The organism is Streptomyces sp. NPDC094032, assembly GCF_040303965.1.
In the GTDB taxonomy this organism is placed as follows: domain Bacteria; phylum Actinomycetota; class Actinomycetes; order Streptomycetales; family Streptomycetaceae; genus Streptomyces.
On sequence record NZ_JBEOUE010000012.1, the window covers coordinates 186899 to 198734 of the forward strand.

Consider the following 11836-nt stretch of genomic DNA (forward strand, 5'->3'; position numbering starts at 1 on the left):
ATGAGTCGTTATCGGATCGACGCGAACCGGCCAACTCGCAACCCCCGGCATCCGGCCCGACACGGCCCGTCATACACGCTGGTACGGGCGTACGGGCCGGGCCCCGATTCGACACGCCGGGGGCTGAGCCGGACGGAGGAACGAGGATCAGCCACCCATTAAGTCGTACTTAAAGTCCGGTATTCAACGCTTCTGTGAGTCGAGCAGGGCCGCCGCCGTGAAGAGCTCCACGCCGACCGTGATGGCCCGCTCGTCCACGTCGAAGTCGCCGGCGTGCAGATCGCGCACGCGGGTGTCGCCGGGGACCCGGACGCCGAGCCGGGCCATGGCGCCGGGGACGTGCTCCAGGTACCAGGAGAAGTCCTCGCCGCCGAGGGACTGCTCGGTGTCCTCGACCGCGTACACCCCGCGCCGGGCGGTCATCGCGTCGCGGAGGAGCTCGGTGACGACCGGGTCGTTGACGACCGGGGGGACGCCCCGGACGTAGTCGACGGTCGACTTGGCACGGTGCAGGGTCGCGATCTCGTCGATCGCCGCGTGCACCAGGTCCGGGGCGTCCCGCCAGGACGGCAGGTCGAGGCAGCGGACGGTGCCGGAGAGCTCGGCGTGCTGCGGGATGACGTTGCAGGCGTGCCCGGCCTCGATCCGGCCCCAGGTCACCGAGAGGCCCGAGCGGGCGTCCACCCGGCGGGCGAGCACGGCGGGGACGTCCACGGCGACCCGGGCGGCGGCGGTGACCAGGTCGGTGGTCAGGTGCGGGCGGGCGGTGTGGCCGCCGGGGCCGTCGAGGGTGACCTCCAGGCGGTCGCACGCGGAGGTGATGGGCCCGGCGCGCAGCCCGATCCGGCCGGCGTCGACCCTGGGGTCGCAGTGCACGGCGATGATCCGGCCGACCCCGTCCAGGACGCCGCACTCGATGGTGTCGGCGGCGCCGCCGGGCAGCACCTCCTCGGCGGGCTGGAAGATCAGGCGCACGGGGGCCGGGAGGCGGCCCTGCCGGTCCAGCTCGGCGAGGACGAGCCCGGCGCCCAGGACGGCGGTGGTGTGCACGTCGTGGCCGCAGGCGTGGGCGCGGTCGGGCACGGTGGAGCGGTACGCCACGGACTTGGTGTCCGGGATGGGCAGCGCGTCGATGTCGGCGCGGATCGCCAGCATGGGCCGGTCCGGGTCCCAGGTGCCGATGTCGCAGATGAGACCGGTGCCGGTGGCCAGCACCTTCGGCGTCAGGCCGGCCGCCTCCAGGCGTTCCTTGAGCGCGGCGGTGGTGCGGAACTCCTGGTTGCCGAGCTCGGGATGCATGTGCAAGTCCCTGCGGAACGCGATCAGTTCGCCGCGCAGGGGGTCGGACAGCGTTCCGGGCAGCGTCGCGGACGCCTCGGGGGGGCCGGTCTCACGGGACTTCAACTGGTTCACCCTTTGAAGCGTAGGCCCCAAGTGAGATCAACTGCCCGTTGATCACGAAAAGTTCAGCCCGATAGGGGAAAGAAATCTGGTTCCGTGGGCATGACGGTCACCCTCTGTGGGTACGCTTACCCGAATTCGAGTCTTTCGGTGCGGGTCGCGGTGCCGGCGACGCCCGCCAGGAAGCCCTGCGCGCGCGGTGAGGCGTTCTCCCGCAGCCACTCGGGGGCGATCTCGCAGACGGCCACCTTCACGCCCGTGCCGGCCAGGGCCAGCGGCAGGGTGTGCACGACGGTGGACGGGAAGCTGACGACCGTACGTCCGATGGGGCCGCGGCGGGCGATCAGCTCCAGCGGAAGATCGGGGCGGACCACCTCCAGACCGGTCTCCACCGCTATCCGGTGCAGCTTCTCGGCGCTCTCGCGGCGGTGCGCGAAGTAGCGGGTGGCGCCGTGGGTGCGGGCGAGCACGGTGACGGCCCGCAGGTACTCGTCGGGGTCGACGACGCCGGTCTCCACGAGCGAGGTGCCGACCAGGTCGGCGCCCCGGGTCAGCCGGGGCGGGCCGAAGCGGGACCGGGTCCAGGCGAAGTCGTTGGCGAGCACGGTGGTGCCCGGCGGCGGTTCGACCGGCAGCGAGGTGAAGATCTCCACCGTACGGTGCCGGCCGGGGGCCAGCTTGCGGCGGGCCATCGAGGTCACCGGGGCGAGCACCAGTTCGCGCGGGCCCCGGCTGCCCCGCCGGTGCCAGCGCACCAGGCGTTCGCCGCGCGCCAGTTGGGCGGCGAACTCCATGGTGGCGGTGCCGTCGTCGACGACGGTGACCCGGCGGGGGCCGAAGAGGGTGAGCAGCAGCTGGACGTAGCGCGAGAAGGGGTCCCCGATGATCACCCGGTCCGCCGCGCGCAGCGGCCGGGCGAGCTCCCGGAGCGTCCGCACCACGGCCCCCCGGCCCTGCCGGGCGTCCTGCCACTTCACGGTGATGCCCTCGTCCCTGGCCAGCTGCGCCATGCGGCGCAGCTGGCCCCGGGACATGGGGTCGGTGGGCGAGAGAACGACGACGGTGAGGCCGGTGAGGCCGGTGGGGACGGGGTGGCCGGTGGGGCCTGTGGGACCCGTGGGGCCACCGGTCGCCGACGCGGGCACCGGCGTGCGGCGGGTCGGCTGGGGCGGGACCGCCTGGAGGCGGGGCGGGTCCTGGAGGGCGGCCGTGTGGGCCCACTCCAGGACGTTCAGAAGCTGGACCGGGCTCTCGACGAACGCCAGCTGCCCGGTCATGCGGCGACGAGCCCCTGGACCCGGCGGAGCTTCTTCATCGGGCCGAGCTCCGACTCGTACACCTTCTTGATCCCGTCGCCGAGGGCCGCCTCGATGGTGCGGATGTCGCGGACCAGGCGCTGGAGGCCCTGCGGCTCGACGGAGGCGGCCTGGTCGGAGCCCCACATGGCGCGGTCGAGGGTGATGTGGCGCTCGACGAAGGTGGCGCCCAGGGCGACGGCGGCGAGGGTGGTCTGGAGGCCCGTCTCGTGGCCGGAGTAGCCGATCGGGACGTTCGGGTACTCCTCCTGGAGCGTCTGGATGACGCGCAGGTTGAGCTCCTCGGCCTTGGCCGGGTACGTGGAGGTGGCGTGGCAGAGCAGGATGTTGTCGCTGCCCAGGACCTCGACGGCGTGCCGGATCTGCTTCGGGGTGGACATGCCGGTGGAGAGGATCACCGTGCGGCCGGTGGCGCGCAGTTCGCGCAGCAGCTCGTCGTCGGTGAGGGAGGCGGAGGCCACCTTGTGGGCGGGGACGTCGAACTTCTCCAGGAAGGCGACGGCCTCGGTGTCCCACGGGGAGGCGAACCAGTCGATGCCGCGCTTGGCGCAGTGCTCGTCGATCGCGCGGTACTCGTCCTCGCCGAACTCCACGCGGTGGCGGTAGTCGATGTAGGTCATCCGGCCCCAGGGGGTGTCCCGCTCGATGTCCCACTGGTCGCGCGGGGTGCAGATCTCGGGGGTGCGCTTCTGGAACTTGACGGCGTCGCAGCCGGCCTCGGCGGCGGCGTCGATGAGGGCGAAGGCGTTGTTCAGGTCGCCGTTGTGGTTGATGCCGATCTCGCCCGTGATGTAGACGGAGTGGCCCGGGCCTGCGGTCTTGCTGCCGAGGGTGCGGAGGCGGGTGCTCATGAGGGTTCCTTCGGGGAGTTCAGGAGATCGGGGATCGGCGTGCGGGGGTGTCGGGGGTGTGGAGCTCGGGTCCGAGGAGCCAGGCGGCGATCTCGCGGATCGCTCCGAAGCCGCCGGGGGTCTCGGTGACCGCGCGGGCGGCGGCCCGTACGGAGTCGTGGGCGCTGCCCACCGCGACGGGCCAGCCGACGAGGTGGAAGCAGGGCAGGTCGTTGACGTCGTTGCCGGCGTAGAGCACCCGCTGCGGGTCGACGCCCTGCTCGTCGCACCACTGCTTGAGGGCGAGGTCCTTGCGGTCCACGCCGTGCAGCACGGGGATGCGCAGCTTGCGGGCGCGGGCGGCTACGACGGGGTTCTGCTCGCTGGACAGGATCAGCAGCGGGAGGCCGGCCCGGCGCAGGGCGGCGATGCCGAGGCCGTCGCCGCGGTGGACGGAGACGAACTCGCGTCCGTCGGCGTCGATGTGGACCCGGTCGTCGGTCTGGGTGCCGTCGAAGTCGAGGACCACCGCGTCGACGTCGTCGAGGGTCGGCGCGGCCGTGGTGTCGAGGAGCGGCGCGAGGGCGCGGGCCCGGGCGAGGTCGTGCGGGTCGTCGATCTCCAGGACCCGGGCCGGGTCGGTGACGACGAGGGCGGTGCGGCCGAAGAAGCGGTGCCGGTGGGTGCGGAAGCCCTCGGCGGCCATGGCATAGACAGCGCCGGTCTCCAGGAATTCGGGCTCGCGGTCCTGGCGGCGGGGGCGGTGCGCCTTGTCGTGGTTGACGCCGGTGGCGGTCGCGTTGTCGCCGGACCCCTCCCGCCACAGGAAGCCGTGCGACGGGGCCGCGGTGAACGCCGTGTCGGCGGCGCCCGAGGTGATCCGCGCGGCCGTGCCGTCGACCTCGTCCGGGGTGAGGAAGGGGCTGGTGCACTGGACGAGGAGGACGACGTCGGGGCGGCGGCCGGTGGTGGCCTCGAAGGCGTCCATGGCGTGCAGGACGGCCGCCTCGCTGGTGGCGGTGTCGCCGGAGAGGGCGGCGGGGCGCTGGACGGCCTCCGCGCCGAAGGAGCGGGCGGTGTCGGCGATGCCCGGGTCGTCGGTGGAGACGACGACGTCGGTGACGCGGGGGGCGGCGAGGCAGGCCCGGACGGCGCGGGCGACCAGCGGCAGCCCGGCGACGGTGGCCAGGTTCTTGCCGGGGACGCCCTTGGAGCCGCCCCGGGCGGGGATCACGGCGAGGACGGTCGGCGTCGGCGGTGTCATCAGATCTCTCCCAGGCGGCGGATGACGGGGGCCACCCGCTGCACGCCGTGGCGGTAGGCGCCGCGCGCCGCCTCGCGGACGATCCGGCGCACCCCGCTCTCGCGGGGCTCGGGCGCGGTGAGGTCGAGCCGGTGGCGGGCGAGGACGGTGGGCAGGTAGCCGCCCGCCGTCTCGGGCGTGTAGTACGGGGCGAGCGGCGGCGGCGGGGGTCCTTCGAGCAGCGCGGCGACCCGCTCGCGGGCGGCGTCGAAGGCCTTCTCGTACGGGACTCCCCCGGTCCCGCCGACGGCCCCGACGCCCTGGCGGGCCAGCCACTCCTCGTCGGGGCGCGGGACGGTCCGCGCGTCGAGGCGGTCGAAGGAGGTGAGCAGGCCGGAGCCGATGAAGTGGTGGTTGCCGAGCGCCTCGCGCACGCCGAGGTCGGTGAGGACCGCGGTGGGGATCCGCCGGTGCAGGGCTTCGAGGGCGGCCGTCGAGGAGACGGTGACGAGCAGGTCGGTGCGGTCCAGGACCTCGCCCATGTGCCCGTACACGAGCCGGAAGTTGGGCGGCACGGGCAGGTCGCGCACCAGCTTCTGGTACGGGAACTCCTCCAGGTGCGTGGTGTGCTCGCCGGGCTTGGAGCGCAGCTTGAGCAGGACCTCGCGGTCCGGGTGCAGCCGGGCGTGCTCGACGAGGCGGCGCAGCACGTAGGCGCGCTCGTTCCGCGTGACGGGCACGGAGGGCTGGGCGGCGAAGACCAGGGTGTCGCGGCCGGGCTCCGGGGCGTGGGGGGCGCCGCCGAGGAAGGGCAGGGCGGCCTCGACGACAGCGTCCGCGTCGGCGCCGACGCCCTCGTAGACGGCGCGGAAACGCTCGGCGTCGTGGCGGGAGTTGGCGAGGACGACGTCGGCGCCGTGGCGCAGCAGCAGTCCGTCGGCCAGCTTCTCGTAGACCACGCCGACATAGCCGGTGACGATCACCGGGCGCCGGTCGAGGCCGAGTTCGGCCAGGCCCTGGAGCATGGCCCGGACGGTGCCGCCGACCAGGGCGAGGACGATCACGTCGTAGCCGCCGTCGCGTACCTCGCGCAGGAACTCGGCGCCCGTCACCTCGCGCGGGGGGACGTCCGACACGCCGGTCTCGGCGAGCTGCCGCGCGGTGGGGGTGGCCCGGCCGCGCAGGACGAAACCGGTGGGATCGGCGGGGCTCTCGGGGCTCGCGTTGGTGATGCGGCGGGCGGTGAGCACGCCCCATTTCCACCGGGTGTCGGAGTCGGCGAGTACGGCGACGCGCGCCGCTCGATCGGTACGTGATGGCACGTCGAGGACGCTAGGAGGGCCGGGGGATTCGCGGCCCAACTGGGCCACAACAAATGGTTAACAGCACCATGACGCATTGCGGGAAACGGACAGAAAGGGGTTCGGGTCCGGGGTGGTTAAGGGGCCCGCCGCTTTGTGTTCACCGGGCATCCCTCTCGCGGTCAGGACGAATGCCGGGGCGGCGCCTAGCGTCGGCCGGGTGGTCAAGCTCTCCGTCGTCGTGCCGTTCTTCAACGTGCAGACATACGCCCCCGACGCCCTCAGAAGCCTGCGCGCCAACGCCCGCGAGGACTTCGAGTTCCTGCTGGTCGACGACTGTTCGACCGACGGGACCACGGAGCTCCTGGAACGGGCCGCCGGCGAGATCCCGGGGGCGGTGCTGCTCCGGCACGCGCGCAACGAGGGTCTCGCCACCGCCCGGAACACCGGACTCGACGCGGCGCGCGGCGAGTACCTGGCCTTCCTGGACGGCGACGACTGGGTGGCGCCCGGCTGCTACGAGCGGCTGGTGGCCACCCTGGAGGGGCTCGGCTGCGACTTCCTGCGCACCGACCACGTCCGGGTGACCGGGCGCAGCCGGTCGGTGCGGCGGGTGCCGGTGGGGCGACGCGGGGAGGTGCTGCGGCCGCGCGACGCGATCCTGCCGGCGGACCGGACGACCTCGGTGGACTACCCGTACGCCTGGGCCGGGCTCTACCACCGGCGGCTGCTCGACCGGGGGCTGCTGCACTTCCCGGGCGGGCTGCGGACGGCCGAGGACCGGCCGTGGATCTGGCGGCTGCACCGGGAGGCGGAATCCTTCGCGGTCACCGGAGAGCTGGGAATCTTCTACCGGCGCGGGGTCGCCACCTCGCTCACCCAGATCGGCGACGAGCGGCAGCTCGATTTCATTCGCGCATTCGACCGGGTGATCGAAGAAACAATGTCCGATCCGGATGCCGACCGACTTCTTCCGAAGGCCGTCCGCACCTATTGCGCGGTGATTTCCCATCACATCGGGAACATGGCCAAATTCGAACCCGAAGTGGCGCGGAAATTGCGGGCGATGAGCGCGGGAGCGCTGCGGCGCCTCCCGCAGGACGTCCTCGGCGAGGCGCTCACCGCGATGGGCGACGACCGGGCGAGCACACTCCGCCGCCTGAAGCGCCGCAGGCCGGCACCCGCAGTCACCACCCCGACCGTTCAGGAAGCGGGCGCCGCATGAGCACCACCCAGATCTTCTGCGCCTCCACCCTCTACGGTGCCGCCACGCTCGCCGCCGCCCTGGACAGCGGCTGCTTCCGCCCCGCCGGCCGGCGCCTGCTGCTCGTCTCCACCAACGCGGCCGTCCCCGAGACCGCCACCCCGCTCGACCGGATGCCCGGCTTCGAGCGGCTGCGCGGCCGCTTCGACGACGTGCTGGACTGGAACGGGACGATCGAGCCGCTGCACCCCGGCGGCTGGACGCCCCGCGCCGACGACCTGCCGATGCTCCAGCGCCATCTGCGGCTGCTCTGGGGGCTCGGCACCGACCGCGTCGAACTCGTCCTGGAATCCCTCCAGGTGGCGCCCGCGCTCACCATCGCCCAGCTCTTCCCGGACGCCGCGATCGAGGTGTACGCGGACGGTCTGATGAGCTACGGGCCCACCCGTAACAAGATCGACCCGCTGGTCGGCGAGCGGGTCCGCCGGCTGCTCCACCTCGACCTGGTGCCCGGCCTCGCGCCGCTGCTGCTCGCCGAGTTCGGCGCCGTCGCCGAGACCGTGCCGACCGAGGCGTTCACCAAGGTCGTCGAGGAGCTGGCCGGGCCCGCCGCCCCGCAGGAGGGCCCCGCGCTGCTGCTCGGCCAGTACCTCGCGGCGCTCTCCCTCCTCACCCCCGAGGAGGAGGGCGAGCTGCATCTGCGGATGGTGCGCGGCGCCGTCGCGCGCGGCCACCGGCGGCTCGTCTTCAAGCCGCACCCGACCGCGCCCGACGCCTGGTCGCGGGCGCTTGTCCGGGAGGCGGAGGCGCTCGGCGCCGAACTGACCGTCCTGGACACCCCGGTGCTCGCCGAGGTGCTGTACCGGGAGCTGCGGCCCGCGCTGGTGGTGGGCTGCTTCTCCACGGCGCTGCTCACCGCGAGCGCCTTCTACGGGATCGCCACCGCCCGCGTCGGCACCCGGCCCCTGCTGGCCCGGCTCTCCCCGTACCAGAACAGCAACCGGATCCCGCTGGCACTGGTGGACACCCTCGTCCCGGCCCTGGAGGACGGCGAGGAGACCGCCCCGCCGAGCACGGAGGAGCTCGCGGGTCTGGTCGCCGCCGTGGGCTTCGCGATGCAGCCGAAGGTACGGGCGGACCTGCGGGAGGCGGCGGTGCGGCACCTGTCCGGACCGCTCGCGGCCAGGACCCGGCACCACTTCACCCGCCGCCGCCTCACCTCACTGGGCCTGCCGGGCGGCCTCCCGGTCCCCCGTGACCCGCGGATCCGCCGGCTCGCCCGGCGCGCCCTCAAGCTGAAGAGGGCGCTGGCCCGCTGACGGGCGCTGGGGCGCTCCCGGGCGCTACGCCCGGGTGACCGGCTCCTGGAACTCGGTCACCCACTTCGCCTTGTCCTCCGGGCACTCCAGGTACAGCTCGCGGGCGTAGCCGGTGGAGGTGTAGCCGTTGGCGTCGATCCAGGTGGCCAGGGTCTGCACGGTCGGCAGCAGGGTCTCCATCGGGCCCCGGTGCACGACCGTCGCCGCCTCCTCGATGCCGGGCAGCACCAGCACCTCCACGCCCTCGACGGCGGTGCCCTCGGGCACCGTCATCGCGGCGTGCACGACGACCGAGCCGTCACCGCGCCCGGCGTCCTCGTAGTAGGCGATGCCCGGGCCGAACCCGGTGAGCCCGGCCCCCTCAAGGCGGCCGCACAGCTCCTCGTACAGCGGGCCGATGACCGGCGTGATGTGCTCGGGCTCGAAACTGGCGGCGACCGCGCTCAGCTCCGCGATCCGCACGGCCGGGACCTTCTTGACGACGACGTCCTGCGTGGACATGTGTCCCTCGCTCTCGATGGCTCGGAGCCGCGCACCGACCTGACCGAGCCGGGCCCGCGCCTGCTCCAGGGCCGCTTCCAGCTCGGCCTGGCGCAGCCTCAGCATCCCGCGCAGCTCCTCCGCGCCCACCTGCTCGTCGAGGATCGCCTGCACCTGTTCGAGGGTGAAGCCGAGATCCTTGAGCGCGATGACACGGTTGAGCCGGGCGAGCTGCCCCGCCTCGTAGAAGCGGTAGCCGCTGTGCGGGTCGACCCGGGCCGGGCGCAGCAGTCCGATGGCGTCGTAGTGACGCAGCATCCGGACCGACACGCGCCCGTGCCGGGCGAAGTCTCCGATGATGAACATGACGCCCCTTACGCAACGGCCTCACACGGTGTCAGGGTCAAGCGGGGTCAGGCCCCGGCCGTCGACAGCTTCACCGCGAAGCCGAGGAAGAGCGCGCCGGCGGCCGTCGTGGCGCCCGCGGAGAGGCGCTTGCGGCGGCGGAAGGCGGCGGCGAGGCGGGTGCCGCCGAATATCAGGGTGGTCAGGTAGAGGAAGCTGCCGATCTGGAGCAGCGTGCCGAGGACCAGGAAGGAGAGCGCCGGGTAGGCGTAGGACGGGTCCACGAACTGCACGAAGAAGGAGATCAGGAAGAGGATCGCCTTCGGGTTGAGCAGACTGATGATCAGGGCCCGCCGGTACGGCCGCTCGACCGTCTCCGGCTGGCCGGTGGCGGCCTCCTCGGCGGCCGGCTGCTCGTCGCGGGCGCGCCACATCGCCCAGGCCGAGCGGAGCATCCCGATGGCCATCCAGGTCAGATAGCCGGCGCCCGCGTACTTCACGATCATGAAGAGCAGCGGTGTGGTCTGGAGGAGCGAGGCCGCGCCGAGGGCGGCGAGCGTCATGAGGACCGTGTCGCCGGTGAAGACACCGGCGGCGGCCTTGTAGCCGGTCCGGGTGCCCTTGCGGGCGGCGACGGACAGCACGTACAGCGAGTTCGGCCCCGGCAGGAGAATGATGAGGACGAGCCCGGCGAGATAGGTCGGCAGATCGGTGACACCCAGCATGCAGCGGAGTGTCGCACACGGGTACGACACTCCGCTGTGACCTGGGCCCCCTACGCGTCACTAGAAGGCGTCGGTCGGCACGTAGGTGCCCCACACCGCGCGCAGCGCGTCGCAGACCTCGCCGACCGTGGCCCGCACCTTGAGGGCCGTCCGCATCGGATAGAGGACGTTGTCCGTGCCCTCGGCGGCCTTCCGCAGCTCGGCCAGGGCCGCGTCCACGGCCGCCTGGTCGCGCTCGGCGCGGAGCCGGGCGAGCCGGTCCGCCTGCTGGGCCTCGATCACCGGGTCGACCCGCAGCGGCTCGTACGGCTCCTCGACGTCGACGGTGTAGCGGTTGACGCCGACGACGACCCGCTCGCCGCTGTCGGTCTCCTGGGCGATCCGGTACGCGGAACGCTCGATCTCGCCCTTCTGGAAGCCGCGCTCGATCGCCTCGACCGCGCCGCCCAGCTCCTCCACCTTCGCCATCAGCTCCAGGGCTGCCGCCTCGACCTCGTCCGTCATCCGCTCGACGACGTACGAGCCGGCGAAGGGGTCGACGGTGGCGGTCACATCGGTCTCGTACGCGAGGACCTGCTGGGTACGCAGCGCGAGGCGGGCCGACTTGTCGGTGGGCAGCGCGATGGCCTCGTCGAAGGAGTTGGTGTGCAGGGACTGGGTGCCGCCGAGGACGGCGGCCAGGCCCTGGACGGCGACCCGGACCAGGTTGACCTCGGGCTGCTGGGCGGTGAGCTGCACGCCGGCGGTCTGGGTGTGGAAGCGGAGCATCAGCGACTTGGGGTTCTTCGCGCCGAACTCCTCCCTCATCACCCGCGCCCAGATCCGGCGGGCGGCGCGGAACTTGGCGACCTCCTCCAGGATCGTCGTACGGGCGACGAAGAAGAAGGAGAGCCGGGGCGCGAAGTCGTCCACGTCCATGCCGGCGGCGACGGCCGTGCGGACGTACTCGATGCCGTCGGCGAGCGTGAACGCGATCTCCTGCACGGGCGAGGCACCGGCCTCGGCCATGTGGTAGCCGGAGATCGAGATGGTGTTCCACTTCGGGATCTCGGCCCTGCAGTACTGGAAGACGTCCGCGATCAGCCGCAGCGAGGGCTTGGGCGGGAAGATGTACGTGCCGCGGGCGATGTACTCCTTGAGCACGTCGTTCTGGATGGTGCCGGTCAGCCGGTCGGCCGGGACGCCCTGTTCCTCGCCGACGAGCTGGTAGAGGACGAGCAGCAGCGCGGCGGGGGCGTTGATGGTCATCGACGTGGAGACCTGGTCCAGCGGGATGCCGTCGAAGAGGACCCGCATGTCGTCGATCGAGTCGATGGCGACGCCGACCTTGCCGACCTCGCCGTGCGCGAGGGGCGCGTCGGAGTCGTGGCCCATCTGGGTGGGCAGGTCGAAGGCGACGGACAGGCCCATGGTGCCGTTGGCGATGAGCTGCTTGTAGCGGGCGTTGGACTCGACGGCGGTGCCGAAACCGGCGTACTGGCGCATGGTCCAGGGCCGCCCGGTGTACATCGAGGGGTACACACCGCGGGTGAAGGGGTAGGCGCCCGGCTCGCCCAGCTTCTCGGCGGGGTCCCATCCGTCCAGGGCGTCCGGCCCGTAGACCGGCTCGATGGGCAGCCCCGACTCCGACTCGCGCGCCATGTGTTGTGCCTCCCGATCAGCCTGCTACTCA

General features: G+C 72.7%; 10 protein-coding genes. 2 read left to right on the forward strand and 8 right to left on the reverse strand.

The features are described 5' to 3' along the window. Positions 1-183: 183 nt before the first annotated feature. The 5 genes from ABTZ54_RS19210 to ABTZ54_RS19230 form a co-directional block, all read right to left on the reverse strand. On the reverse strand, positions 184-1413 hold the full coding sequence (locus tag ABTZ54_RS19210; protein ID WP_351664608.1) for an amidohydrolase: 1230 nt from the start codon (positions 1411-1413) through the stop codon (positions 184-186). A 116-nt stretch (positions 1414-1529) separates the two neighbouring features. Further along, entirely contained in the window at positions 1530-2678 is a 1149-nt protein-coding gene (locus tag ABTZ54_RS19215) for a hypothetical protein (RefSeq protein ID WP_351664610.1), read from the reverse strand. After that, positions 2675-3568 (reverse strand): N-acetylneuraminate synthase family protein, encoded by an 894-nt coding sequence (locus tag ABTZ54_RS19220; RefSeq protein WP_351664612.1) that lies wholly within the window; start codon positions 3566-3568, stop codon positions 2675-2677. Before ABTZ54_RS19220 ends, ABTZ54_RS19215 begins: the two co-directional genes overlap by 4 nt. A 19-nt stretch (positions 3569-3587) precedes the next feature. Beyond that, on the reverse strand, positions 3588-4811 hold the full coding sequence (locus ABTZ54_RS19225) for a cytidylyltransferase domain-containing protein (protein WP_351664613.1): 1224 nt from the start codon (positions 4809-4811) through the stop codon (positions 3588-3590). Further along, positions 4811-6112: a DUF6716 putative glycosyltransferase gene (locus ABTZ54_RS19230; protein WP_351664615.1), complete on the reverse strand. Its 1302-nt coding sequence runs from the start codon at positions 6110-6112 to the stop codon at positions 4811-4813. The genes ABTZ54_RS19225 and ABTZ54_RS19230 overlap by 1 nt, the downstream gene beginning before the upstream one ends. Before the next feature lie 199 nt (positions 6113-6311). On the opposite strand from ABTZ54_RS19230, the gene ABTZ54_RS19235 reads away from it, so the two are divergent. Then, positions 6312-7316 carry a glycosyltransferase family 2 protein gene (locus ABTZ54_RS19235; protein ID WP_351664617.1) on the forward strand — a complete coding sequence of 335 codons (1005 nt, stop codon included), beginning with the start codon at positions 6312-6314 and terminating at the stop codon, positions 7314-7316. Next, positions 7313-8614 (forward strand): alpha-2,8-polysialyltransferase family protein, encoded by a 1302-nt coding sequence (locus ABTZ54_RS19240; RefSeq protein WP_351664619.1) that lies wholly within the window; start codon positions 7313-7315, stop codon positions 8612-8614. Before ABTZ54_RS19235 ends, ABTZ54_RS19240 begins: the two co-directional genes overlap by 4 nt. A 24-nt stretch (positions 8615-8638) precedes the next feature. On the opposite strand, the gene ABTZ54_RS19245 is transcribed toward ABTZ54_RS19240, so the two are convergent. Genes ABTZ54_RS19245 through ABTZ54_RS19255 form a run of 3 tightly spaced genes read right to left on the reverse strand, consistent with a single transcriptional unit; the run spans position 8639 to position 11805 of the window. Then, positions 8639-9460, reverse strand: coding sequence for a MerR family transcriptional regulator (locus ABTZ54_RS19245; RefSeq protein WP_351664621.1), 822 nt, complete (start codon positions 9458-9460; stop codon positions 8639-8641). 47 nt (positions 9461-9507) lie between these two features. Further along, on the reverse strand, positions 9508-10164 hold the full coding sequence (gene leuE, locus ABTZ54_RS19250) for a leucine efflux protein LeuE (protein WP_351664622.1): 657 nt from the start codon (positions 10162-10164) through the stop codon (positions 9508-9510). A gap of 60 nt (positions 10165-10224) precedes the next feature. After that, positions 10225-11805, reverse strand: coding sequence for an acyl-CoA mutase large subunit family protein (locus tag ABTZ54_RS19255; protein WP_351664623.1), 1581 nt, complete (start codon positions 11803-11805; stop codon positions 10225-10227). Positions 11806-11836: the final 31 nt, after the last annotated feature.

Excerpts from the sequence above, each read along its gene's own strand:
- leuE (WP_351664622.1), bottom strand. The coding sequence starts at position 10,164 with ATGCTGGGTGTCACCGATCTGCCGACCTATCTCGCCGGGCTCGTCCTC.
- ABTZ54_RS19225 (WP_351664613.1), bottom strand. The coding sequence starts at position 4,811 with ATGACACCGCCGACGCCGACCGTCCTCGCCGTGATCCCCGCCCGGGGC.
- ABTZ54_RS19245 (WP_351664621.1), bottom strand. The coding sequence starts at position 9,460 with ATGTTCATCATCGGAGACTTCGCCCGGCACGGGCGCGTGTCGGTCCGG.
- ABTZ54_RS19215 (WP_351664610.1), bottom strand. The coding sequence starts at position 2,678 with ATGACCGGGCAGCTGGCGTTCGTCGAGAGCCCGGTCCAGCTTCTGAAC.
- ABTZ54_RS19220 (WP_351664612.1), bottom strand. The coding sequence starts at position 3,568 with ATGAGCACCCGCCTCCGCACCCTCGGCAGCAAGACCGCAGGCCCGGGC.
- ABTZ54_RS19240 (WP_351664619.1), top strand. The coding sequence starts at position 7,313 with ATGAGCACCACCCAGATCTTCTGCGCCTCCACCCTCTACGGTGCCGCC.
- ABTZ54_RS19255 (WP_351664623.1), bottom strand. The coding sequence starts at position 11,805 with ATGGCGCGCGAGTCGGAGTCGGGGCTGCCCATCGAGCCGGTCTACGGG.